Source organism: Streptomyces sp. CB03234 (genome assembly GCF_001905885.1).
Lineage (GTDB): Bacteria > Actinomycetota > Actinomycetes > Streptomycetales > Streptomycetaceae > Streptomyces.
In genome coordinates, this window is record NZ_LIYH01000001.1 from 1,260,948 (window position 1) to 1,284,300 (window position 23,353).

Annotated in this window: 19 protein-coding genes; 9 read left to right on the top strand and 10 right to left on the bottom strand. The window is 72.4% G+C overall.

Annotated elements, in window-relative coordinates:
* Window positions 1-247: 247 nt before the first annotated feature.
* Both AMK26_RS05675 and AMK26_RS05680 read right to left on the bottom strand, forming a co-directional pair.
* Window positions 248-1,141 carry a carbohydrate kinase family protein gene (locus tag AMK26_RS05675; protein WP_073752508.1) on the bottom strand — a complete coding sequence of 298 codons (894 nt, stop codon included), beginning with the start codon at window positions 1,139-1,141 and terminating at the stop codon, window positions 248-250.
* Entirely contained in the window at window positions 1,138-2,046 is a 909-nt protein-coding gene (locus AMK26_RS05680) for a pseudouridine-5'-phosphate glycosidase (protein ID WP_073752510.1), read from the bottom strand. The genes AMK26_RS05675 and AMK26_RS05680 overlap by 4 nt, the downstream gene beginning before the upstream one ends.
* 117 nt (window positions 2,047-2,163) lie before the next feature.
* Here AMK26_RS05680 and AMK26_RS05685 point away from each other — a divergent pair, with 117 nt between their 5' ends.
* Window positions 2,164-2,523: a cupin domain-containing protein gene (locus AMK26_RS05685; RefSeq protein WP_073752512.1), complete on the top strand. Its 360-nt coding sequence runs from the start codon at window positions 2,164-2,166 to the stop codon at window positions 2,521-2,523.
* 24 nt (window positions 2,524-2,547) lie between these two features.
* Here the strand turns inward: AMK26_RS05685 and AMK26_RS05690 are convergent, their stop codons facing one another.
* The 3 genes from AMK26_RS05690 to AMK26_RS05700 form a co-directional block, all read right to left on the bottom strand.
* Window positions 2,548-3,777 carry an MFS transporter gene (locus AMK26_RS05690; protein ID WP_073752514.1) on the bottom strand — a complete coding sequence of 410 codons (1,230 nt, stop codon included), beginning with the start codon at window positions 3,775-3,777 and terminating at the stop codon, window positions 2,548-2,550.
* A gap of 130 nt (window positions 3,778-3,907) precedes the next feature.
* Window positions 3,908-4,450 carry a methylated-DNA--[protein]-cysteine S-methyltransferase gene (locus AMK26_RS05695; protein WP_073752516.1) on the bottom strand — a complete coding sequence of 181 codons (543 nt, stop codon included), beginning with the start codon at window positions 4,448-4,450 and terminating at the stop codon, window positions 3,908-3,910.
* A gap of 114 nt (window positions 4,451-4,564) precedes the next feature.
* Window positions 4,565-5,452 carry a glycerophosphodiester phosphodiesterase gene (locus AMK26_RS05700; protein WP_073752518.1) on the bottom strand — a complete coding sequence of 296 codons (888 nt, stop codon included), beginning with the start codon at window positions 5,450-5,452 and terminating at the stop codon, window positions 4,565-4,567.
* Window positions 5,453-5,727: 275 nt separating this feature from the next.
* On the opposite strand from AMK26_RS05700, the gene AMK26_RS05705 reads away from it, so the two are divergent.
* The 5 genes from AMK26_RS05705 to AMK26_RS05725 all read left to right on the top strand — a co-directional run bounded on the left by AMK26_RS05705 (window position 5,728) and on the right by AMK26_RS05725 (window position 12,905).
* Window positions 5,728-6,600: an MHYT domain-containing protein gene (locus AMK26_RS05705; protein WP_073752520.1), complete on the top strand. Its 873-nt coding sequence runs from the start codon at window positions 5,728-5,730 to the stop codon at window positions 6,598-6,600.
* An 87-nt stretch (window positions 6,601-6,687) separates the two neighbouring features.
* A complete protein-coding gene (gene uvrB / locus AMK26_RS05710; protein ID WP_073752522.1) occupies window positions 6,688-8,850 on the top strand; it encodes an excinuclease ABC subunit UvrB in 2,163 nt (720 codons plus the stop codon).
* A 137-nt stretch (window positions 8,851-8,987) separates the two neighbouring features.
* Window positions 8,988-9,566, top strand: coding sequence for a TerD family protein (locus AMK26_RS05715; RefSeq protein ID WP_073752524.1), 579 nt, complete (start codon window positions 8,988-8,990; stop codon window positions 9,564-9,566).
* Window positions 9,567-9,685: 119 nt separating this feature from the next.
* A complete protein-coding gene (locus AMK26_RS05720) occupies window positions 9,686-11,644 on the top strand; it encodes a TerD family protein (protein ID WP_073752526.1) in 1,959 nt (652 codons plus the stop codon).
* A gap of 244 nt (window positions 11,645-11,888) precedes the next feature.
* Window positions 11,889-12,905, top strand: coding sequence for a TerC/Alx family metal homeostasis membrane protein (locus AMK26_RS05725; RefSeq protein WP_073752528.1), 1,017 nt, complete (start codon window positions 11,889-11,891; stop codon window positions 12,903-12,905).
* A 117-nt stretch (window positions 12,906-13,022) separates the two neighbouring features.
* Here AMK26_RS05725 and AMK26_RS05730 read toward each other — a convergent pair whose 3' ends face one another.
* From AMK26_RS05730 to AMK26_RS05740, 3 genes are all read right to left on the bottom strand, one after another.
* Window positions 13,023-14,306 carry an MFS transporter gene (locus AMK26_RS05730; RefSeq protein ID WP_073752530.1) on the bottom strand — a complete coding sequence of 428 codons (1,284 nt, stop codon included), beginning with the start codon at window positions 14,304-14,306 and terminating at the stop codon, window positions 13,023-13,025.
* Window positions 14,307-14,401: 95 nt separating this feature from the next.
* The gene (locus AMK26_RS05735; RefSeq protein ID WP_073752532.1) at window positions 14,402-15,058 is read right to left on the bottom strand and encodes an MBL fold metallo-hydrolase; all 657 of its coding nucleotides are present in this window, start codon (window positions 15,056-15,058) and stop codon (window positions 14,402-14,404) included.
* Between the two features lie 9 nt (window positions 15,059-15,067).
* Entirely contained in the window at window positions 15,068-15,754 is a 687-nt protein-coding gene (locus AMK26_RS05740) for a maleylpyruvate isomerase family mycothiol-dependent enzyme (protein WP_073752534.1), read from the bottom strand.
* A 195-nt stretch (window positions 15,755-15,949) separates the two neighbouring features.
* Here AMK26_RS05740 and uvrA point away from each other — a divergent pair, with 195 nt between their 5' ends.
* On the top strand, window positions 15,950-18,949 hold the full coding sequence (gene uvrA / locus AMK26_RS05745; RefSeq protein ID WP_073752536.1) for an excinuclease ABC subunit UvrA: 3,000 nt from the start codon (window positions 15,950-15,952) through the stop codon (window positions 18,947-18,949).
* Window positions 18,950-19,745: 796 nt separating this feature from the next.
* Here uvrA and AMK26_RS05750 read toward each other — a convergent pair.
* The gene (locus tag AMK26_RS05750; RefSeq protein ID WP_073752538.1) at window positions 19,746-20,999 is read right to left on the bottom strand and encodes a PfkB family carbohydrate kinase; all 1,254 of its coding nucleotides are present in this window, start codon (window positions 20,997-20,999) and stop codon (window positions 19,746-19,748) included.
* Between the two features lie 123 nt (window positions 21,000-21,122).
* Here AMK26_RS05750 and AMK26_RS05755 point away from each other — a divergent pair, with 123 nt between their 5' ends.
* Window positions 21,123-21,554, top strand: coding sequence for a Rieske (2Fe-2S) protein (locus AMK26_RS05755; protein WP_073752540.1), 432 nt, complete (start codon window positions 21,123-21,125; stop codon window positions 21,552-21,554).
* Window positions 21,555-21,608: 54 nt separating this feature from the next.
* Here AMK26_RS05755 and AMK26_RS05760 read toward each other — a convergent pair whose 3' ends face one another.
* A complete protein-coding gene (locus tag AMK26_RS05760) occupies window positions 21,609-22,538 on the bottom strand; it encodes a hypothetical protein (RefSeq protein WP_073752542.1) in 930 nt (309 codons plus the stop codon).
* Between the two features lie 225 nt (window positions 22,539-22,763).
* On the opposite strand from AMK26_RS05760, the gene AMK26_RS05765 reads away from it, so the two are divergent.
* Window positions 22,764-23,351: a papain-like cysteine protease family protein gene (locus AMK26_RS05765; protein ID WP_073752544.1), complete on the top strand. Its 588-nt coding sequence runs from the start codon at window positions 22,764-22,766 to the stop codon at window positions 23,349-23,351.
* Window positions 23,352-23,353 lie beyond the last annotated feature (2 nt).

Genomic DNA, 23,353 nt, shown 5'->3' on the forward strand with positions numbered 1-23,353 from the left:
CCACCTGCCCCCGACCGCGCGCCCCGACCGCGCGCCCCGACCGCGGCCGGCCCGGTTCCGCGGCCCCCGTCACCCGGCGGCACCCTTCGCCCCGCCCTTCCGCTCCCGGGTGGCCCGGGGGGTTGCCCAGCCTCCGTATTGCGGCGGCTTCCGCCACCGGCGACACCCTGTGCCGGCCCTTCCGCCCCCGGCCCCGGTCCGGCCGAGGTCCTTCACCCGGCGGCCTCCGTCATCCGGGCGGCCTCCGTCATCCCACCGTCGGGCGGCCGCCCAGTACCGTGACCGCCGTCGCGCCGGCGCGGCAGCCGGCTTCCGCGGCGGACGTCGGGTCCGCGCCGGACAGGCGGGCCGCCAGAAAGGCGCCCGTGAACGCGTCGCCCGCGCCCGTCGAGTCGACCGCCCGTACCGCCGGGGCCGGGACTTGCGGGAGGGCCCGCCCCGATACGGCGACCAGGGCGCCCGCCGCGCCCAGGGTCACCGCGACGAGCGGGAAGCGGCGGCTCAGCGTGGCCGCCGCACCCGCGGGGTCGGCCAGGCCCGTCAGCAGCGCGGCCTCGTCGGCGTTGGGCAGGAGCACGTCCGCGCCCTCGACCGCGGCCAGGAACCGGTCCACTCCCAGCTCCCTGACGAACCCCGCCGACGCGGGATCCACGCTCACCGGCACGCCCCGGTCCCGCGCTGTTGCCAGGGCCAGCCGCGCCGTCTCGCGGCTGGTCCCGGCGAAAAAGAGATACCCCGACAGGTGCAGATGGGACACCCCGTCCAGCAGGGTTGGCGACCAGTCGCCAACCCCGATCCGGAGCGCCGCGCCGCTGTCCGTGAGGAACGTCCGCTCGGCGGCCTCGTCGACCAGCGCGACCACCGTCGCGGTCGGCGTGCCCGGGTCCCGTACCAGCAACGGCCGCACCCCCGCGCACCGTAGCCGTTCCTCGTGCCAGGCCGCCCAGTCGGTGCCCACCCGCGCCAGTATCCGCACGTCCGCGCAGCCCGAACGCGCCGCCCAGCACGCCACGTTCGCCCCCGCGCCGCCCGGCAGCGTCCGGATTTCCGCCGCCGTGTCGGTCGCCGGGGCGAGCGGCGTACGGTGCCGGGCCACCACGTCGGTGACCACGTCCCCGACGACGAGCAGCGCGCCGCTCACAGCGCGGCCGCGATACGCGCCGCCAGCCGCACATTGCCGCGCACCGCCGCCAGGTTGGCCTCCAGGGACGCCCCACCGGTGTGCCGCATCAGGTACTCCAGCAGGAATGGCGTCACGCCCTGCCCGGTGATCCCCCGCTCCCGGCACTCCGCCAGCGCCAGCGCGAGCACCCGGTCGTGCAGCTCCGGATCCAGTTGCTCCTCCTCCGGCACCGGATTGGCGACGATCAGCGCCGCCTCGGGGCCGCCGAGCGCGTCCTGCGCCCGGATCACCGCCGCGACCTCCTCCGGCGACCGCACCGTCCAGTCGACCGGCTCGCCGGAGGACGCCAGGTAGAAGCCGGGGAAGTGTTCCGTCCCGTACCCCACGACGCCGACGCCCAGCGTCTCCAGCCGCTGGAGCGTCGCCGGTACGTCCAGGATGGACTTCACCCCCGCGCACACCACGGCGATCCGGGTCCGCGCCAGCAGCCGCAGGTCCGCCGACTCGTCCTGCGTCCGGACCCACTCACGGTGGACGCCGCCGAGCCCGCCGGTCGCGAACACCTGGATCCCGGCGCGCGCCGCCAGGAACGCGGTCGCCGACACCGTCGTCGCCCCGCTCGCCCGCGCCGCCAGGGCGGGCGCCAGGTCACGATGGCCCAGCTTGCGTACGCCGGTATCGGCCGCCACCCGCTCCAGCTGCGCCTTGTCCAGCCCCACACGCGCCACTCCGTCCAGCACGGCGACCGTGGCCGGCACCGCCCCGCCGGCCCGTACCAGCGCCTCCAACTCCTCCGCCACGGCCAGGTTCCGTGGGCGGGGCAGGCCGTGCGCGATGATCGTCGACTCCAGGGCGACGACCGGCCTGCGCGCGGCCATCGCCTCCCGTACCTCTTCCGACAGGGTGACAGTGGTCTCCGGCATGTCCCCATCCCTGGCGCGGCGGCGGCCCGCGCAAACGTCCGGACGCGCTTTCCTGTGCCGCACCGGCGTTCACCCCGTGCGCGGAGCGCCCGGCAGCGCCGGTTAGAGTCACCGGCCATGACGACCATGGAGCAGCCGCCCTCGTTTGCCGTGCACATACCGGACGCCGAGCTGGAGCCCGAGCCGCTGGACCCGGAACAGATCGTCTCCGGTGACCCAGTGGTGACCGGCAAGGTGCTGTGGGAATCTGCCGACGGCACCCAGGTGCGCGGCATCTGGCAGATCACGCCCGGCGTCGTGACCGACACCGAGGCCAACGAACTCTTCGTGGTCGTCAGCGGGCGCGCCACCGTGGACGTCGAGGGCGGCGACACGCTGGAACTCGGGCCGGGCGACGCGTGCGTCCTGCGCGAAGGCGACCGTACGACGTGGATGGTGCACGAGACACTGCGCAAGGCGTACCACATCTGCCTCTGAGGCAGCGCCCGTCACACCGTCGTATCAGCCGCGCTTCCGCCGTACCGCCACGGCGGCCAGCGGGAGCAGCAGCAACGCCGCCACCGCGTTCAGCCAGCCGTATCCCGCCTGCGCGACGATCAGGCCGGCCCCCGCACCGCCGACGCCCGCCGCCGTGTTCATGGTCAGGTCCGACAGGCCCTGCACCGCCGCGCGGGCGGGCTGCGGTACGGAGTCCGTCAGCAGCGCCGAGCCGGAGACCAGCCCCGCGGACCAGCCCAGCCCCAGGACGAACAGCCCCGCCGCGGTCTGCCCATGGCTCGGCCCGGCCGTGCCCGCCAGGAGCGCGGCCGTGGCGAGCAGCCCGACCGCCAGACCGATCACGGACAGCCGTCCGAGCCGGTCCGACAGCCAGCCCATCACGGGCGAGAACGCGTACATGCCCGCGATGTGACCGCTGATGACGAGCCCGATCAGCGTGATGTCCGCCCCGTGGTGGCTGAGCGCCACCGGGGTCATCGACATGATCGAGACCATCGCGGTGTGCGAGACCGCCAGCGTCACCAGCGCCAGCCGGGCGCGAGGCGACTCCCGCACCGCGCGCACGCCCGCCCGCAGCGACCGGCCCTCGGGTCCCGCGTCCTCCTCGGTGCCGGCCGCCAGCGCCCGCGCGGTCAGCAGCGGATCCGGCCGCAACAGGACCGCGACCAGCGCCGCCGACAGCAGGAAGACCCCGGCCGCCCACAGGAACGGACCGGCCGCCGGCGGTATCCCCAGCCCGGACACGCTCCGTCCGGCGGGCGCGGCGATGTTCGGGCCCAGCACCGCGCCGATCGTCGTCGCCCAGACCACGGTGGAGATGGCCCGCCCGCGCCGCTCCGGCTCCGCCAGGTCCGCCGCCGCGAAGCGGGCCTGGAGGTTGGCCGACGACCCGGCACCGAACCCCGCCATGCCGGCCAGCAGCAGCGGGAAGTTCCCGAGGACCGCGGCCAGCACCACGACACCCGCCCCGGCCGCCCCGATCGCATACGCCAGGACCAGCCCGGGCCGCCGCCCGCGTGCGGTCATCAGCGCGGCCAGCGGCATGGACAGCAGCGCCGTCCCGGCCACGGTGGCGGTCGGAGCCAGCCCCGACAGCGCGTCCGTCCCGCTCACCTCCTGGGCCAGGACGGAGGCGAGGGCGATCCCGGTCGCCACCCCCAGCCCTCCCAGGATCTGGCTGGCGACGAGGACGGCCGAGATCCGCCGCCGCAGGGCGGGCAACTCGGCGGCCACGACAGCGGTGGAGCCGGACCGTGAGCCGGATTGTGAGCCGGACGTCTCCACTGGCGGCGCGAAGGCATCGGGTATGTCGGGGTCGGTAGTCACCGCGGCAGTCTGCCACCCTCTGCCGCCCCTGACAGGATCAGAACAGTGGCTGCGGCAGCACCCCCTCCAGCGCCAGCAGCCGGCGCTTGGTCTCCAGCCCTCCGCCGAACCCGCCGATTCCCCCGTCGCTCTCCACCACCCGATGGCACGGCACCACCACGGGCAGCGGATTGGCGCCCATCGCCGCACCGACCGCCTGCGCCGCCCCCGGTTGCCCCACCCGGCCGGCCAGCTCCCCGTAGCCGACGACAGCCCCGTACGGCACACCGGTGGCCAGCTCGCGCAGCACCTGCCGGTTGAACCCGGCCGTCAGCGACCAGTCCAGCCGCAGCCCGAACTCGCGCAGCTCGCCCGCGAAATACGCCTCCAGCCTGCGTATCGGCTCGGCCAGCCGCCCCGACGCGCTCTCCACCAGCTCCGCGCCGAGCTGCCCCGCCAACCGCTTCAACGCCCGGTCGCGCACCGCGTCGTCGGCGTGGAACACCACGCTCACCAGCCCCTCGCCCGTCGCGGCGAGCAGCAGCGGGCCGATGCCGCTGCCGACGACGGCCCACTCCACGAACTGCCCGTTGCTGTCCATGCCGACCACCGTACGACCGACCACTGACAACGCGGCCGGGGCGAGGATCGCCGTAGGTCAGCGCGCCGCGTACGGGTCAGCGCGCCGCGTACGGGTCAGCGCGCCGCGTACGGGTCAGCGCACCGCGTCCCGCACGACGTCCGGGTTGTTGGTGATGATGCCGTCCACCCCGAAACCGTCGGCCCGCTCCGCCCCCGCGGCGTCGTTGACCGTCCACGTGTTCACCCGCAGCGGCTTGCCGTGCGCACCCTTCAGCCGGTGCACCGCGGCGACGTAACCGGCGGCGAGCGTGGTGTGCGCCGGGTTGATCTGGTCGGTGAAGGCCGCGTACGACGGCAGGTCGGCGATCGCGGGCGTACCGAGGAAGCCGGTGGTGACGTCGGGCCGCTGCTGGTGCACGGCCTTCACGCTCGCGGCTCCGAAGCTCTGGATGACCAGCCGGCCGGCGACGTGCGGGCGGTCCAGCCAGCCCTCCTCGCCCAGAACGCGCAGGGTGTCGTTCTCGATCCCGGGGTACAGCTCCGGCTTCTTGATCTCCAGCAGCAGCTTCTGGTGGTTGCGGTCCACGCGGTTGAGGTACTGCTCCAGCGTCGGCACCCGCGCACCCGCCCACTTCTCGCCGAACCAGCTGCCGGCGTCCAGCGTGGCGATCTCCGCGGCCGTGAAGTCCTTGACCTTCCACGGGGCCCGGCCAGGGAAGCGCTGTTCCACGTCGGTGGTGCGGGCCAGGCTGTCGTCGTGCAGGACGACCAGCTCGCCGTCCCTGGTGCGCTGGACGTCGTTCTCCACCCACGTGAAGCCCATGTCACGGGCGAGATCGATGGCGGCCAGGGTGTTCTCGGGCGCGTACGCGGAGGCGCCGCGGTGTGCGATGACGAGCGGCTGGTCGCCCCCAGCCCCCGCCGCGGTCGCGGTCGCGGAAGCGGTGGCGGTGGCGGGCAGCAGCAGGGTGCCGGCCGCGGCGAGCGCGGTGGCGGTGGCCAGGGCGGGCCGTAGGGACACGTGAGCTCCTCGTGCCGAGGGATCGCGGACGGCCTCGAGACTGGCAGCCGACGGTCAACGGGGAACAGGCGAAGGATGGCCGGAATGTGAACGGACCGGCCCCGGCCCACCGCGCCGGGGCTCCTCTGCCGACAAATCCCCCGGCAATGTTTGTTCGGTCCTGGACGCGCCATAGCCTCGCCCCCGTACCAGCGGGTACACATGGCACCACGGCGCCACGGCACGGGGACGAGGCTTCCGGACGGCGGGGCACAAGGAGCGAAGGGCATACGGGCATGCAGGGCACAGTCGACGGTTTCAGCTACGGCCTTGTCACACCCGTGGCCGCTTTTCTCATGTCGTGCCTGGGCGGCGCCTTGGGGCTGCGCTGCACCACCAGGTCCCTTCGCGAGCACGGCACCTTCAGACCCGGCTGGCTCGCACTCGGCGCCACCTCCATCGGCTCGGGCATATGGACCATGCACTTCATCGCGATGATGGGCTTCACGGTCCAGGAGGCGCCGGTCGGCTACGACCCGGCCGTCACCTTCGCCAGCCTCGCCGTGGCGATCGTGATGGTCGGCATCGGGATCTTCATCGTCGGATACCGGGGTGCCACCGCGATGGCCCTGGTCACCGGCGGCACCATCACGGGCCTCGGCATCGCCACCATGCACTACCTCGGCATGGCCGGAATGCGCCTGCCGGGCCGGCTCCAGTACGAGACCCTCACCGTCGCCCTCTCCGTCGTGATCGCGGTCGTGGCGGCGACCTCGGCGCTGTGGGCGGCCGTCTCGATCCGCGGGTTCCTGCCCAGCCTCGGTGCCGGCCTGGGCATGGGCGTCGCGGTCACCGGGATGCACTACACGGGCATGGCCGCGGTCAGCGTCCACCTGCACGGCGGCGGCCTCACGGCGGGCGACGGTGACACCGCGACCTCGCTGCTCGGCCCCATGCTGGTGGGCCCGGCGGTGTTCCTGCTGCTCGCCGGCGCCGTGGTGATGTTCGACCCGCTGCTGGTGACGGGCGGCGACCGCGACGGGCAGCGGACCGTGCTCGCGGCCCCCGGCCGGGCCCTCCGCCGCCCCGGTGCGCCGGTCCAGTGGCAGAGCCACTTCTACGACGAGCCCGCCGTCCGGTCGACGGCCCGCCGACCGCGCCGCCGCTAGCGCGCCGGCGACCGCTGAGGCCGCCCGGCGACCCCCGATGACCTCGCCCGGGCCCCGGCTGTCAGTGCCGGGTCGTACGGTGGTTGCATGCGGCCCGTTTCCAAGATCGAACGCTCGGTGGCGCCTTTCGAGGTCGTCAGCCCCTACCAGCCCAGCGGTGACCAGCCGGCGGCCATCGCCGACCTGGCCCGGCGCATTCGCGCAGGCGAGAAGGACGTCGTCCTGCTCGGCGCGACCGGCACCGGCAAGTCGGCGACGACGGCCTGGATGATCGAGAAGCTTCAGCGCCCCACCCTCGTGATGGCGCCGAACAAGACGCTGGCCGCCCAGCTGGCCAACGAGTTCCGCGAGCTCCTGCCGAACAACGCGGTCGAGTACTTCGTCTCGTACTACGACTATTACCAGCCCGAGGCGTACGTCCCCCAGTCGGACACCTACATCGAGAAGGACTCCTCGATCAACGAGGAGGTCGAGCGGCTGCGCCACTCGGCCACGAACTCGCTGCTCACCCGGCGGGACGTCATCGTGGTCGCCTCCGTCTCCTGCATCTACGGCCTCGGTACGCCACAGGAGTACGTCGACCGGATGGTCCCCCTCAAGGTCGGTGAGGAGATCGACCGGGACCAGCTGCTGCGCCGCTTCGTCGACATCCAGTACACCCGCAACGACCTGGCCTTCGCCCGCGGCACCTTCCGCGTGCGCGGTGACACCATCGAGATCTTCCCGGTCTACGAGGAGCTGGCCGTCCGGATCGAGATGTTCGGCGACGAGATCGAGGCGCTGTCCACGCTGCACCCGCTCACGGGCGAGGTCATCAGCGACGACCAGGAGCTCTACGTCTTTCCGGCCAGCCACTACGTGGCGGGGCCCGAGCGCATGGAGAAGGCGGTCAACGGCATCGAGCGCGAGCTCGAGGAGCGCCTGGCCGAGCTGGAGAAGCAGGGCAAGCTGCTGGAGGCCCAGCGGCTGCGGATGCGCACCACGTACGACATCGAGATGATGCGCCAGATCGGGTCCTGCTCCGGCATCGAGAACTACTCGATGCACTTCGACGACCGTGAGCCCGGCTCCCCGCCCAACACCCTCCTCGACTACTTCCCCGAGGACTTCCTGCTCGTCATCGACGAGTCCCATGTCACCGTGCCGCAGATCGGCGCCATGTACGAGGGCGACGCCTCCCGCAAGCGCACCCTCGTCGACCACGGCTTCCGGCTGCCTTCAGCACTCGACAACCGGCCGCTGAAGTGGGAGGAGTTCCAGGAGCGGATCGGCCAGACCGTCTACCTGTCGGCGACGCCCGGACAGTACGAGCTCTCCCGCTCCGACGGCTTCGTCGAGCAGATCATCCGCCCCACCGGGCTCGTCGACCCCGAGGTCGTCGTCAAGCCGACCGAGGGCCAGATCGACGACCTGGTCCACGAGATCCGCCTCCGTACCGAGCGGGACGAGCGGGTCCTGGTCACCACCCTCACCAAGAAGATGGCCGAGGACCTCACCGACTACTTCCTGGAGCTGGGCATCCAGGTCCGCTATCTGCACAGCGACGTCGACACCCTGCGCCGGGTGGAGCTGCTGCGCGAACTGCGCTCCGGCGAGTACGACGTCCTGGTCGGCATCAACCTGCTCCGTGAGGGCCTCGACCTCCCCGAGGTCTCCCTCGTGGCCATCCTGGACGCGGACAAGCAGGGCTTCCTCCGTTCCGGCACATCGCTGATCCAGACCATCGGGCGCGCGGCGCGCAACGTCTCCGGCCAGGTCCACATGTACGCGGACACCATCACCCCGGCCATGGCGCAGGCCATCGACGAGACCAACCGGCGGCGCGAGAAGCAGGTCGCGTACAACACGGCCAACGGCATCGACCCGCAGCCGCTGCGCAAGAAGATCAACGACATCGTCGCGACCATCGCGCGCGAGGAGGTCGACACCGAGCAGCTGCTCGGCACCGGCTACCGCCAGTCCAAGGACGGCAAGGGCGCCAAGGCCCCCGTCCCCTCGCTGGGCTCCAAGTCGGCGCACGGCGGCGGCACTGCAGGCGCCAAGGCCGCCAAGGCCGGCAAGGCCGGCGGAAAGGGCGCGCTGGTCAGCGACCGCCCGGCGGCCGAACTGGCCGGAATCATCGAGGAGATGACCGAGCGGATGCGGGCGGCGGCGGCCGAGCTGCAGTTCGAGGTGGCGGCACGGTTGCGTGACGAGGTCAGCGAGCTGAAGAAGGAGCTGCGGCAGATGAAGGAGGCGGGCATCGCCTAACCCCGCCGAATCCGGTGTGTTGCAACACCGCCACAAAACAGGGCCTGGCCTGATGCCGTGTCTGGGCCCTGCGTAGGGTGCTGGTCAACCGCACTCTTCAGACGGTCGCGGGGGTACGCAACGAGAGGGGACAGCGCGTGACGGTCAATATGACCAAGGGCCAGGCCATCAACCTGCAGAAGAGCGACGGGGGTACTCTCACCGCGGTGCGGATGGGGCTCGGGTGGCAGGCGGCGCCGCGTCGCGGTCTGTTCGGCTCGCGCACCCGTGAGGTCGACCTCGACGCCTCGGCGGTGCTCTTCGCCGAGAAGCAGCCCGTGGACGTGGTCTTCTTCCGCCACCTGGTCAGCGACGACGGCTCCGTCCGCCACACCGGTGACAACCTGGTGGGCGGCGCGGGACAGGGCGGCGACGACGAGGCGATCCTCGTCGACCTGCAGCGCGTCCCGGTCCACATCGACCAGATCGTCTTCACGGTGAACTCCTTCACCGGCCAGACGTTCCAGGAGGTCCAGAACGCCTTCTGCCGCATCGTCGACGAGACGAACGGCCAGGAGCTGGCGCGCTACACCCTGGACGGCGGCGGCCAGTACACCGCGCAGATCATGGCCAAGGTGCACCGGGCCGGTGCCGGCTGGCAGATGACGGCCCTGGGCAACCCGGCCAACGGCCGTACGTTCCAGGACCTGATGCCGTCGATCCTGCCGCACCTGTAGGCGCCCGGCACACGCACACGCACACGCACACGCACAGCACACACCCGCAGCTCCCGGAGGCCAGGCCGCCGGGAGCTGCGGTTGACACCGAGGCACCGCAGCACCGAGGGGACACAGGCATGACGGCCGAGCTGGTCCGGGGGCAGAACCATCCCTTGCCCCACACCCGACTCGAGATCCGGGTGTCGGCCGGCGCGCCGGTCATCGCCGGGGCCACGCTCGGCGACGAGAACGGCACGGTGGCAGGCGCCCAGTGGATCGCCCACCCAGGCTCGCCCGCGCTGCCCGGCCTCGAAGTGTCCCGGCAGGCGGCCGCCGACCACCGGCTCGCCGTCGACCTCGACGCCCTGCCGGGGGAGGTGCACCGGGTGACGGTGCTCCTCGCCCTGCCCCATGGCGCCGGCGGCCCGGCGCGGTTCGGCGCAGTCGCCGCGCCGTTCGCCGCGGTCACCGCCCTCGACGGCACCGAGGTCGCCAGTTTCACCATCACGGGCCTGGACACGGAGTCCGCCGTGGTCGCCCTGGAGCTGTACCGCCGCCAGGGTGCCTGGAAGATGCGCGCCGTCGGCCAGGGGTACGCGGGCGGGCTCACCGCGATGCTCGCCGACCAGGGTCTGGACCGGGCCGCCGAGCTCGCGGACACCATCCAGGAAGCGGTCGCGAACGGGGTGACGCGGTCGGTCTCCGCGCCTCCGCCCCGTACCGCCGACGGCGACCGCGCCAGGCGCGGCGCCTCGCTGACCGCATCCGGCGCACCCGGCGACACCGCGCCGTCGTCCACCACCCCGCCCCCCGCCACCGGCCCGTCCCACCCGGCCGTGCCCGCCGCCGCGCCGACCGGGCCCATCAGCTACGCCCACCCGCGCCGCGAGACCACCGCCCCGCCGCCCCCGGACGCCGCCACCAACCGGCCCGTAGCCGCCCCCACGCCCCCGGGGCAGCCCGCCCCGCCGGTCGCCGGCGATGCCAGCGGCTGGTCCATGGACGAGCGCCTGTACAACCAGGTCTGGGGCATGTTCGAGGACCTGGCCCGCACCACTGCCGCGTACCGCAGCGCCGTCGACTTCGCCGAGTCCCGCATGGACCAGGAGCTCGACCGCGTCCTGTCCGACCCGCGCAGCCGGATCGGCTCAGCCGGCGACGCCGCCCGCGCGGCGGCCCGCGCCAGGTGCGACGAGCTGACCGCCCGCGCCCGCGAGGCGCTCGACCGGGACCTCGCACAGCTCACCGCCGAGGCGGAGGTCGTCGAGCCCGCCCTTCCGGCCGCGTACGCGGGCTGGGAGAGCCCGGTGTGGCACGGCTACCGCGTCCCCGCCGAGGGCCCCATGGCGCTGCGCCTGGGGGATCTCCACCTCCCCGAGCGCCCCGAGCTGCGCATCCCGATGCTGGTGCGGCTGCCGCTGGAGCGGGGCCTGTGGGTGGACAGCGGCCGTTCCGGTTCCGAGGCCGCCGCCTTCATGGACGACGGGGAGCTGCGCCGGCTCGCCGTGGACACGGCCGTCCTGCACGCGGCGCGGCTGCTCGCCGTCCACCCGGTGGGCGAATACGCCGTCCATGTCATCGACCCGGCGGGCTCGGCAGCCGCCTCCCTCGCCCCGCTGGCCGAATCCGGGGTGCTCGCCGCACCGCCGGCGGCCGGGGCCGGGGGAGTGGCCGCCGTCCTGGGCGCTCTCACCCAGCGCGTGGAGCTGGTACGGATGGCCGTCAGCGGCGGCGCGACCGACGCGCTCCCGCCGGACCTGGACACCGCCGACCAGCTGCTGATCGTCAACGACTTCCCGCACGGCTTCGACGACCGTGCCGTCACCCAGCTGCGCTACCTGGCGGACGAGGGCCCGGCGGTCGGCGTCCACCTGCTGCTGATCGCCGACCGGGAGGACGCCAGTGCCTACGGGCCGGTGCTCGACCCCCTGTGGCGGTCGCTGCTGCGCCTGACGCCGGTCCCGGACGACCACCTCGCCGACCCGTGGGTGGGACACGCCTGGACGTACGAGCCGCCCCGGCTGCCCGAGGGGAGCGGGATCCTGCGCCAAGTCCTGTCGCAGGTGGCTCAAGCCCGTACCAACTGGCGGCGCTGACCTGCGGACTTGGGACGCCTTTTACTTTCCCCTTTACCTTTCTTTGGTCTTTGCGGTAACGTTCTTGGTGCGGAGGGGAGTACTCCCTGCGCGGCGTGCCCGTCAGTACGGACGGTCGGACATAAGGCCGGTCCCGGGGCGCCGGCCCGTGGTGTGTACCGGTGATGGACGCCGGGCCGCCCGGGTGGAAGAGACCTCCGGCAGCGACGACGCTGATCAGTAGCCGTACGACGCCGGAGGCGCAGTGGACGTTTCAATGAGCCTGTGGGTGGCGACCATTCTCGGTCTGTCCGCCCTGATCGCGGTCGACTTCTTCATCGGGCGCAAGCCCCATGACGTGTCGATCAAGGAAGCCGGAACCTGGACGGTCGTCTGGATCGTCCTCGCCGCACTGTTCGGCCTGGGCCTGCTGTTCTTCGGCGAGACCCAGGCGTCCGGCGAGTTCTTCGCCGGTTACATCACCGAGAAGTCGCTGAGCGTGGACAACCTCTTCGTCTTCGTCCTGATCATGGCGAAGTTCTCGGTGCCGACCCATCTCCAGCAGCGGGTGCTGCTGATCGGTGTTCTGGTGGCGCTCGTGCTCCGCGCGATATTCATCGCCGCCGGCGCCGCGATCATCGCCAGCTTCTCGTGGGTCTTCTACATCTTCGGCGCGTTCCTGATCTACACCGCCTGGAAGCTCATCCAGGAGGCGCGCGCCGACGAGCCGGAAGAGGAGTTCGAGGAGAACCGCCTCCTCAAGTCCATCGAGAACCGCTTCGGTGTCGCCGACAAGTACCACGGCACCAAGCTCTTCATCCGCAACAACGGCAAGCGCGTGCTGACCCCGCTGATGGTCGTCATGCTCGCCATCGGCACCACGGACGTGCTGTTCGCGCTGGACTCCATCCCCGCGATCTTCGGTCTGACCCAGGACCCGTACATCGTCTTCACCGCCAACGCCTTCGCCCTGATGGGTCTGCGGCAGCTGTACTTCCTCATCGGCGGCCTGCTGAAGAAGCTGGTCCACCTGAGCTACGGCCTGTCGGTGATCCTCGGCTTCATCGGTGTGAAGCTGGTGCTGCACGCCCTGCACGAGTCCGGGGTGCACGTGCCGGAGATCTCCATCCCCTTCTCGCTCGCGGTCATCTGCGGCGTCCTGGTCATCACCACGATCACCAGCCTGATCGCCTCCAAGAAGCAGGCGGAGCGCGAAGCGGCCGAGGCGGCCGATGGGTCCGATGGATCCGAGAAGGCGCCGAAGGACAGCGTCGGGGCCTGACCGCCCCAGGCACGAGCACGGCACCGGCCGGTACGGGTTCGCATCGCGACCCGCACCGGCCGGTGCTGCTTCGGCCGCCGATCGCCCCCGCCCACGCGGAGCCGGCCGCCGATCGCCTCACACGACCGCCGACTCCACGGCCGGTTTCGCCACCGGCTTGGGCAGTGTCTCGGGCAGCAGGGCGAAGCAACCGAGGCTGAACAGGGCCATCCCCGTCAGGTACGCCGCCACGCCCCAGGGCGGCCCGGAACCGCCGGCGGCGGCCGTCGCCACGATCGGGGTCAGGGCTCCGCCGAGGACGCCCGCCAGGTTGTAGCCGACGGCCGCGCCGGTGCAGCGCACCCTCGGCTCGTACAGCTCCGGCAGATACGCGGCGACCACCGCGAACGTGCTGATGAACGCCAGCATGGCCCCCGTGAACCCCAGGAACATCAGCAGCGGCTGGGCCGTGTGCAGCAGGCCCACCATGGGGAACATCCACAGCGCGGAGGCCGCGCAGCCGGCCAGGCACATCGGACGCCGCCCATAGCGGTCACCGAGCATCGCGGCGAACGGCGTCGCCACCCCCTTGATCGCCACCGCCGCCATGATGCAGACGAGCATCACCGTACGGCTCACGCCGAGCCGCTCGGTGCCGTACGCCAGCGCCCACGTGGACACCGCGTAGAAGATCGCGTACCCGACGGCCAGCGCCCCCGCCGTCAGCAGCACCAGCCGCCAGTGGCCGCGTGCCACCTCCACCAGCGGGGCGCCGGCCCGCTTGCCGGTCTCGGCCAGCTCACGGAACTGGGGCGTCTCCGCCAGGGACGTACGCAGCAGCAGCCCGCCGGCCGCCAGCAGCCCCGCGGCCCAGAACGGCACCCGCCAGCCCCACTCCCGGAACTGGGCGTCGCTCAGCCCCGCCGAAAGCCCCAGCATCACCCCGTTCGCCAGCAGGAAGCCGACGGCGGGGCCGATCTGCGGAAAGCTCGCCCACAGCGCGCGCCGCCGCTCGGGCGCGTGCTCCGCCGTCAGCAGCACCGCCCCGCCCCACTCCCCGCCGAGCCCCAGCCCCTGGAGGAACCGCAGCACCAGCAGCAGCACCGGAGCGGCCACGCCGAGCGTCGCGTACGACGGTACGCACCCGACCGCGACGGTCGCCGCGCCGGTCAGTACCAGGGACGCGAGCATCACCGGACGCCGTCCGTACCGGTCGCCGATGTGCCCGAAGAGCGCAGAACCGAGCGGACGCGAAATGAAGCCGATCGCGAATGTACCGAAAGCCGCCAGCGTGCCGGCGACCGGCGAGAAGGTCGGAAAGAACAGCGGTCCCAGGACCAGCGCGGCCGCGGTCCCGTAGACGAAGAAGTCGTAGAACTCGATGGCGGTGCCGGCGAGCGAGGCGGCGGCGAGCCGCACCATGGAGGGCGTACGGGGAGTATGACTCTGGCGCATGCCGCGCCAACTACCCGCCACGGCCCCGGGTTACGGGGCGTGAGGGAGGCGCACGGGAGCGTCTACCAGCCGCGCTCGCGCCACTCCGGGAGCCTCGGGCGCTCCTCACCCAGCGTGGTGTCCTTGCCGTGGCCCGGGTAGACCCAGGTCTCGTCCGGCAGCACGTCGAACAGCTTCGTCTCGACGTCGAGGATCAGGCTCGCGAAGGCGTCGGGGTCACCCCAGGTGTTGCCCACGCCGCCGGGGAAGAGGCAGTCGCCGGTGAAGACGTGCGGGTGGCCGCGCGGGTCGTCGTAGACGAGCGCGATGGAGCCGGGCGTGTGGCCCACCATCCGGCGGGCGGTGAGCTCCACCCGGCCGACCCGGATCGTGTCCCCGTCCTCGACGGGGACGTCCGTCACGACGTCGATGCCCTCGGCGTCGTACTTCCCGGCGTACGTACGGGCGCCGGTGGCCGCCACGACCTCGGCCAGCGCCCCCCAGTGGTCGTGGTGGCGGTGGGTGGTGACGACGGACGCGATGCCGTCGTCACCGATCAGCCGGAGCAGCGTGGCGGGCTCGCTCGCCGCGTCGATCAGCAGCTGCTCATCGGTGGCCCGGCAGCGCAGCAGATACGCGTTGTTGTCCATCGGCCCGACCGCGACCTTGGAGATCATCAGGTCCGACAGCTCGTGCACATCGGCGGGCCCGCCGACCTTCACCGCTCCGCTGTACGTCATGAATCCAGCCTATAGCGGGGGCAGTACGGGAAGGGCGTCACCCGTGACCTCCAGGGCCGTCCCGTCGCGGCGGCCCGCGAGCCAGCCGAGCAGGTCCGCCGCCGGTCCGGAGACGGTCACCCCGGCGCCCTCGCCGCCGCCTGTGCGCCACTCCTTGCCGGAGGCCGCCACCAGGCGGGTCGGAGGTACGGTGGGGTGGCCGGAGAAGCGCTCGGCCAGGAAGTCGATCTCGCGCTCGGTGAACTCCCGCGGCAGGTCCTCCAGCTCGTAGCCGATGCCCAGGTCCACGTGGTGCAGCTCCACCTCGACCAGGCGGCGGAAGGGCAGCCGTACGGCCCGGTCGGTCACCCCGTTGCGCAGTTCCACCCTGCGGTCCCAGTCGGCCGGCACCTCGCCTTCCGCCTGGAAGCGGGCGGCGCTCTCGCGCACGTCGTCGAGCTGGACGGCAAGCGGGCGGTGGGCGTCGCGCTCGATGTCGGCGTCGCGTGCCTCGGCGCTGACGTACATCGGGCGGCCCTGGAGAACATTCACGAGGGCGTCGGCGTTACGGGAGAGGTGGGCCAGGACGTGGCCCCTCGTCCACCCGGGGAGCCGGGACGGCGCGGCGACGGCGGCGTCGTCGAGTTTGGCGGCTGCGCTGAGCAGCCGGTCGGTCGCCTCACGTACAGAGGCCAGGTCATGCACATGGTCGATCATGCTGCTGACCCTAGCGCCGCCACACGATCGGGTGAAGGTGGCGGAGCGCGGCCGGAAATCGAATGCACGTGCTATACGCTCGGTGGAGGCATCCTTGAAAGTCAGGCATCCATCCATTTGGCGGCCCCCCGTAGGCTTGAACAGTCTGGGACGGGGGCTGTGCCCCCGCTTCTCTCAAGAAAGGTGCGGACCGGCGTGGCCGACCGTCTCATCGTCCGTGGCGCGCGCGAGCACAATCTGAAGAACGTCTCGCTCGACCTCCCGCGCGACTCCCTCATCGTCTTCACCGGGCTCTCGGGGTCGGGCAAGTCCTCCCTCGCGTTCGACACGATCTTCGCCGAGGGGCAGCGCCGGTACGTCGAGTCGCTCTCCTCCTACGCCCGGCAGTTCCTCGGCCAGATGGACAAGCCGGACGTCGACTTCATCGAGGGCCTCTCCCCGGCCGTCTCGATCGACCAGAAGTCGACCTCGCGCAACCCGCGCTCCACGGTCGGCACCATCACCGAGGTCTACGACTACCTGCGTCTGCTCTTCGCGCGCATCGGCAAGCCGCACTGCCCCGAGTGCCGCCGTCCGATCTCGCGCCAGTCGCCGCAGGCCATCGTCGACAAGGTGCTGGAGCTGCCCGAGGGCAGCCGCTTCCAGGTCCTGTCGCCGCTGGTGCGCGAGCGCAAGGGCGAGTTCGTCGACCTCTTCGCCGACCTCCAGACCAAGGGCTACAGCCGGGCGCGGGTGGACGGCACGACCATCCAGCTCGCCGAGCCGCCCACGCTGAAGAAGCAGGAGAAGCACACCATCGAGGTGGTCGTCGACCGCCTCACGGTCAAGGAGAGCGCCAAGCGGCGGCTGACCGACTCCGTCGAGACCGCGCTGGGCCTGTCCGGCGGCATGGTCGTGCTCGACTTCGTCGACCTCCCCGAGGACGACCCCGAGCGCGAGCGGATGTACTCGGAGCACCTGTACTGCCCGTACGACGACCTGTCCTTCGAGGAGCTGGAGCCCCGCTCCTTCTCCTTCAACTCGCCCTTCGGCGCCTGCCCCGAATGCACCGGCATCGGCACGCGCATGGAGGTCGACCCGGAGCTGGTCGTCCCCGACGAGGAGCGCTCCCTCGACGAGGGCGCCATCCATCCGTGGTCGCACGGCCACACCAAGGAGTACTTCGGCCGACTGATCGGCGGACTCTCCCAGGCCCTCGGCTTCCGCACCGACATCCCCTGGGCCGGGCTGCCCGCCCGTGCCAAGAAGGCGCTGCTGTACGGGCACAAGACCCAGGTCGAGGTCCGCTACCGCAACCGGTACGGCAGGGAGCGGGCGTACACCACGCCCGCCTTCGAAGGCGCCGTCTCCTTCGTCAAGCGGCGGCACAGCGAGGCCGAGAGCGACTCCAGCCGCGAGCGCTTCGAGGGCTATATGCGCGAGGTGCCCTGCCCCACCTGTGAGGGCACGCGCCTGAAGCCGATCGTCCTCGCGGTCACGGTCATGGAGAAGTCCATCGCCGAGGTCTCCGCGATGTCCATCAGCGACTGCGCCGACTTCCTGCGGCAGCTCACGCTGAACGCCCGTGACAAGAAGATCGCCGAGCGGGTGCTCAAGGAGGTCAACGAGCGGCTGCGCTTCCTGGTCGACGTCGGCCTGGACTACCTGTCGCTGAACCGCGCGGCCGGCACCCTCTCCGGCGGCGAGGCCCAGCGCATCCGGCTCGCCACCCAGATCGGCTCCGGCCTGGTGGGCGTGCTGTACGTGCTGGACGAGCCGTCCATCGGCCTGCACCAGCGCGACAACCACCGGCTCATCGAGACTCTGGTACGGCTGCGCGACATGGGCAATACGCTCATCGTCGTCGAGCACGACGAGGACACCATCAAGGTGGCCGACTGGGTCGTCGACATCGGCCCGGGCGCGGGTGAGCACGGCGGCAAGGTCGTGCACTCGGGCCCCTTGAAGCAGCTGCTGGCCAACAAGGACTCCGTGACCGGGCAGTACCTGGCCGGGAAGCGGTCCATCCCGACGCCGGACATCCGCCGCCCGGCGGACCCGTCGCGCCGGCTGACCGTGCACGGCGCCCGCGAGAACAACCTGCGGGACATCGACGTCTCCTTCCCGCTCGGCGTCCTCACGGCCGTCACCGGTGTCTCCGGCTCCGGCAAGTCGACGCTGGTCAACGACATCCTGTACACCCACCTGGCGCGTGAGCTCAACGGCGCCAAGTCGGTGCCCGGGCGGCACACGCGCGTGGACGGCGACGACCTGGTCGACAAGGTCGTCCACGTCGACCAGTCGCCCATCGGCCGCACGCCGCGCTCCAACCCGGCGACGTACACCGGTGTCTTCGACCACGTCCGCAAGCTGTTCGCCGAGACGATGGAGGCGAAGGTCCGGGGCTACCTGCCGGGCAGGTTCTCCTTCAACGTCAAGGGCGGCCGCTGCGAGAACTGCGCCGGTGACGGCACGATCAAGATCGAGATGAACTTCCTGCCGGACGTGTACGTCCCGTGCGAGGTCTGCCACGGGGCGCGCTACAACCGGGAGACCCTGGACGTCCACTACAAGGGCAAGTCCATCGCCGAGGTCCTGGACATGCCGATCGAGGAGGCCCTGGAGTTCTTCGAGGCCGTCCCCACCATCGCGCGCCACCTGCGCACCCTCACCGAGGTCGGCCTCGGGTACGTCCGGCTCGGCCAGCCCGCGCCGACGCTCTCCGGTGGCGAGGCGCAGCGCGTGAAGCTGGCGTCCGAGCTCCAGAAGCGCTCCACGGGCCGCACGGTGTACGTCCTGGACGAGCCGACCACCGGTCTGCACTTCGAGGACATCTCGAAGCTGATCAAGGTCCTTTCCGACCTGGTCGACAAGGGCAACTCGGTGATCGTGATCGAGCACAACCTGGACGTCATCAAGGTGGCCGACTGGGTCGTGGACATGGGCCCCGAAGGCGGCAGCGGCGGCGGCCTGGTCGTCGCCGAGGGCACGCCCGAGCAGGTCGCGGCCGTCCCGGCCAGCCACACCGGCAAGTTCCTCCGGGACATCCTCGGCGCGGACCGCGTCAGCGACGCGGCCGCCGCGACGGTACCGGCGGCGCGCAAGCGCACGACCGCCAAGAAGACGGTCGCGGCGGCGGACGGCACGCCCCGCAAGACGACCACGGCGAAGACGACGAAGCCGAAGAAGCAGACGGCCCGGGCCGCCAAGCCCTGACCGTACGGCTGCCGGCTGCCCGGCCGCCCTCGCCACGGCACCGCCCCGGATCCCCACCCGGGGCGGCGCCGTCCGTGGGCCGGGTCGGCGGGATCCATCGGGGCGCCCGGGGCCTGCGAGCCCGCCGGGTTCCGCCGGGTCCCCCCGGGTCCGCCGGGTTCCCCCGGGTCCGCCGGGTTCCCCCGGGTCCGCCGGGTTCCCCCGGGTCCGCCTGGTTCCCCCGTGGTCCCGGACCGGCCGCATCCTGCGGGTCTGCCGGGTTCCTCCGGGCCCTTGCCGGTCCATCCGGGCCCCGGGTCCTTGCGGGTCCATCCGGGTCCGCCGGGACCCCCTGGCCCCCGGGTCCGCGTGGGCCCCCCGGGCTCCCCGGGTCCCCAGGTCCACCGGGTCGACGCGGGTCCCCCGGCTCCCCGGGTCCCCGGGTCCACCGGGTCGACGCGGGTCCCCCGGGTCCCCAGGTCCACCGGGTCGGCGCGGGTCTCCCGGGTCCCCCGGGCCCACCGGGTCAGCGCGGGTCCTGCGGGTCGGTCGGGTTCCGCCGGGTGCCCCCGGGCCCCTGGCCCCCGGGTCCGCGTGGGTCCTGCGGGTCCCCTGGCTCCGCCCAGGTCCTCCCGGGCCCCTCGAGTCCCCCCCCCCGGCCATCCGATCCGGCACGAGGCCGTACCGGTCGACTGGGGAGCTGACGGAGCCGATCGTCCTGGTGGGGTCGGCGCGCTCAGGGTGTGGCCATGCCGACGGGCCGGCGTGTCGGTCCGGCGCAGGGGGCGTGTGCCCGACCGCAGGTGCGGCCCGGGGCCTAGGCCCGGGCGGCCAGGCGGGCCGCCAGGGCGGGGATGGTGTCCGCGAACCGGACCTGGGTGCCGCGGTTCGCTTCGCGTACGAAGTCGCGCAGTGACGTGCTCGCCGCCACGTGGGTGGAGATGTCCCCGACGATCGCCAGCCGCAGCCCGTAGTCCGCGAACTTCTGGACGACCTCGCCGGCCACGCCCGAGCGGAGCGCGAAGAAGTCCTCGCCGAGCCGGGCCACCGGCACGACGACCAGGCCCGCGCCCCGGCCCAGGGCGTCGCCGATCAGGTCGAGCGCGGCCTGCCGGCCGGCCAGCGGCGGGCCGTCGGGCGCGCAGATCAGCGTGGGGACGCCGCTCAGCGGCAACACCGTGTCGTCCGTCACCAGCTCCGCGGCGTACGGCGGCTCCGCGCCCGGCCGGGAGCAGGTGACCGCCGCCGCGCGGGCCGCGAACGAGAGCAGGTCCGTCCAGGCCGCCTCATCCAGCGCCTCCGGCGCGCGGCCCCCCAGTCCGTGCAGCAGCGCCGCGTTCACCGTGTCGCCCGCACCGATGGTGTCGGCGACCGTCACCGGGACCGCGGGCACCGACACGGTCACGTCGCCCGTGAACACCGTCAGCCCCTCCGCGCCCCGGGTCAGTACCACCGCCGACGGCCCCTTCGCCAGCCACTCCGCGGGCGAACCGCCCAGCCACCGCGCGTCCTCCTCGGACAGCTTCAGCAGCGACACGTACGGCAGCCAGCCCGCGAACCGCGCCCGGTAGGCGTCCGCGTCCGGAATCAGACCCGCCCGGACGTTCGGGTCCAGCAGGGTCAGCACCCCGCGCCCCGACTCCCGCCGCAGCAGCGCCTCGTACGCGCTCGCGCCCGGCTCCAGGACCAGCGAGCACGTCCCGAAGGCGACGGCCCGTACCGCCTCCGGAAGCCGCTGCGGCAGCTCGAAGAGCCGGTCGGCCGTGCCCTCCGCGTAGAAGGAGTACCCCGCCGAACCGTCCGCCCCCACCGAGGCCACCGCCAGCGTCGTCGGCTCCGGACCGCGCTGTACGAGGCCGGTCGCGACCCCCGCGGCCCGCAGCCCGTCCAGCAGCGCCTCGCCGTACGCGTCCGTGGAGATCCGCGAGCAGAAACCGGCCTCGGCGCCGAGCCGGCCCAGCGCCACCGCCGTGTTGTACGGTCCGCCGCCCCGCAGCGGCACCAGGGCGGACAGCGGCTCGGCCCCTTCGGGTACGAGGTCGATCAGGGACTCTCCGGCGGCGACGATCACGAGCCCGAACGTAACCCATCACCCCCGCCCACCACAGCCCCCCAACCCGCGCGCAAGGCCGCCGATCTACCCCGGTATCGTCGGTTCCGTCACCGACGCACACCAGCCCACCGTGGAGCCCCCATGCCCGGCCAGCCGCCCGCCCGCCGTACCGTGCTGAAAGGCGCCACCCTCGCCGGGGCCGCCGGGCTCGGGGCAGCCGCCTGCTCCACCGAGTCGAAACTCGGCCACGCACAGACGCCCACCCCCACCGCACCCGTGAACCTGGGCGCGGCGGACGAGGTACCGGTCGGCGGCGCCAAGCTGTACCGCGAGCAGCGCCTGGTGGTGAGCTGCCCGGCCAAGGGCCAGTACCGGGCGTTCAGCGCCCAGTGCACCCACGCGGGCTGCGTCTTCGACAAGGTCGAGGGCACCGAGGGCAACTGCCCCTGCCACGGCAGCCGCTTCGACGTCACCACCGGAAAGGCGCTGAAGGGCCCGGCCACCGCCGCCCTGCCCGAGGTCCCGGTCAAGGTCGGCGCCGACGGCAAGCTGATCGCCGGCCCCGACGCGTAAGCCGTAAGCCGTAAGCCGTAAGCACGGGGAATCCCAGCACGGCGGATCCGGGGGTCACTCCCAGTCCCAGTCGATCCCCAGGATCCCGGGCCTGACGCCCTGCTCCACGAAGTGGACCGTACGGTGCCGCCCGCTCAGCGTCAGGTCGCTGCGGGCTCCGCGCGGCGCGCCCGCCGACGTCTGGGCGAAGCGCCGGCACCGTACCGGCAGGGCGTCCTCGTGGAACCGCACCTGAAGGACGTACTGCCCGCCCGCGAAGCTGAAGCCGCGCACGTACTCGCCGCTCACCCCGCCCGTACCGTCCTCGAAGCCGTACCCGAAGAGGTACGTCTCGCCCGCCCGCAGCCGCGCGTCGAACAGCAGCTCCGCGACCACGACGCCCGTCTCGCCGTGCCACCGAACCCGTCCCGTACGGCAGTTCTCGCCCGCCCGCACCACCACCCGCCCCGGGTCGCAGCCGGGGTCCCCGTGGTGGATGGCCAGGTAACGGTCGATGCCGTCCCGGTGGGCCCGCACGACCTGCTGCGAGTCCCGGCCGACCAGCTCCCGCCCCGCTCCCACCCGTACCCGCTCCTGGTGCCCCACTGTGTGCAGCCCGCCGTCCGCGGGCGCCTCCAGCTCCGCGATCAGCTGCTCCACCACGCCCGACACCTCCACCAGCGAGCGGTACGAACGGGCCGCCGGCCGCGCCGTCCCCTCACCGCCCGGGGCCGGATCGCCGAGCAGCCGGATCAGGGACTCGCCGGGCAGCTGGAGCAGCTCCTCCAGGGCCCGTACGGCCTTCAGCGACTCCGGCCGCTGCGGGCGGCGGGCACCCTGCTGCCAGTAGCAGAGGCTGGTCACCCCCACCTTGATGCCGCGATGCGCGAGATGGTGCTGCACCCGCTGGAGCGGCAGCCCGCGCACCGCCAGCGCCGCGCGCAGCGCCAGGTGGAAGGGGCCGGTGTGCAGGATCTGCGCCAGATCGGTCTCGGTGTGTCCCATGGGAGTCCTCAGTGAACGTTCACGACGGGGCAGTGCGACTCCGGGCGAGGTGGTGACGGGCGGGCTGGTGGGCACGGGGGTGCCGTTCACTCGTCAACCAGTGGCATTCACAGCGCGGTGTCACCCCGCATTGAAGCGTGTTGACCTGCCCCCGACAACGCTTGATGCTCCCAGCAGCGTCCGGACGCGATCCTCCCTCCCCACATCCCCAGTCGGAGGAACGCGATGCGCAAACCGACTTTCCTCGCGGTGCTCCTCGCCGCCACCACCACCGTCCTCGTCCTCCCGGTGAACGCCGCCACCGCCGAGGACCGTTCGGCGACGACGACGCTCGCCGCGAAGCGCCTGAACATCACCATGCAGGCACAGCAGAAGACCAACTGGTGCTGGGCCGCCGGCGGCAACACCATCGCCGCCTGGTTCGGCCGCTCCTACTCCCAGAACCAGTTCTGCAACGCCGCCTTCAACCGGCAGCAGGGCACCGACTGCCCCAACTGGCAGGCCACCCTCGGCAACGTACAGAACGGGCTGCGCTGGGCCGGCATCAACCCGGGCTCGTACGTCGACGGCTGGCTGCGCTACTCCACCGTCCAGACCGAGATCAACGCGAACCGCCCCATCGAGACCCGCATCCAGTGGTCGAGCGGCGGCGGACACATGCACGTGATCTACGGGTACGACGACGCCAACAGCTGGGTGTACTGGGGCGATCCCTGGCCCTCCAGCGACCGCTACAACTGGGCGTCGCACGCCTGGTACGTCGACAACGGCTCCTTCTCCTGGACCCACTCCCTCTACCGGACAGGGGCGTGAAC

Bases quoted from the DNA above. Each gene is read 5' to 3' on its own strand.
- AMK26_RS05680 (WP_073752510.1), bottom strand. From the start codon at position 2,046: ATGCCGGAGACCACTGTCACCCTGTCGGAAGAGGTACGGGAGGCGATG.
- AMK26_RS05685 (WP_073752512.1), top strand. From the start codon at position 2,164: ATGACGACCATGGAGCAGCCGCCCTCGTTTGCCGTGCACATACCGGAC.
- AMK26_RS05695 (WP_073752516.1), bottom strand. From the start codon at position 4,450: ATGGACAGCAACGGGCAGTTCGTGGAGTGGGCCGTCGTCGGCAGCGGC.
- AMK26_RS05705 (WP_073752520.1), top strand. From the start codon at position 5,728: ATGCAGGGCACAGTCGACGGTTTCAGCTACGGCCTTGTCACACCCGTG.
- uvrB (WP_073752522.1), top strand. From the start codon at position 6,688: ATGCGGCCCGTTTCCAAGATCGAACGCTCGGTGGCGCCTTTCGAGGTC.
- AMK26_RS05720 (WP_073752526.1), top strand. From the start codon at position 9,686: ATGACGGCCGAGCTGGTCCGGGGGCAGAACCATCCCTTGCCCCACACC.
- AMK26_RS05730 (WP_073752530.1), bottom strand. From the start codon at position 14,306: ATGGTGCGGCTCGCCGCCGCCTCGCTCGCCGGCACCGCCATCGAGTTC.
- AMK26_RS05735 (WP_073752532.1), bottom strand. From the start codon at position 15,058: ATGACGTACAGCGGAGCGGTGAAGGTCGGCGGGCCCGCCGATGTGCAC.
- AMK26_RS05740 (WP_073752534.1), bottom strand. From the start codon at position 15,754: ATGATCGACCATGTGCATGACCTGGCCTCTGTACGTGAGGCGACCGAC.
- AMK26_RS05755 (WP_073752540.1), top strand. From the start codon at position 21,123: ATGCCCGGCCAGCCGCCCGCCCGCCGTACCGTGCTGAAAGGCGCCACC.
- AMK26_RS05760 (WP_073752542.1), bottom strand. From the start codon at position 22,538: ATGGGACACACCGAGACCGATCTGGCGCAGATCCTGCACACCGGCCCC.
- AMK26_RS05765 (WP_073752544.1), top strand. From the start codon at position 22,764: ATGCGCAAACCGACTTTCCTCGCGGTGCTCCTCGCCGCCACCACCACC.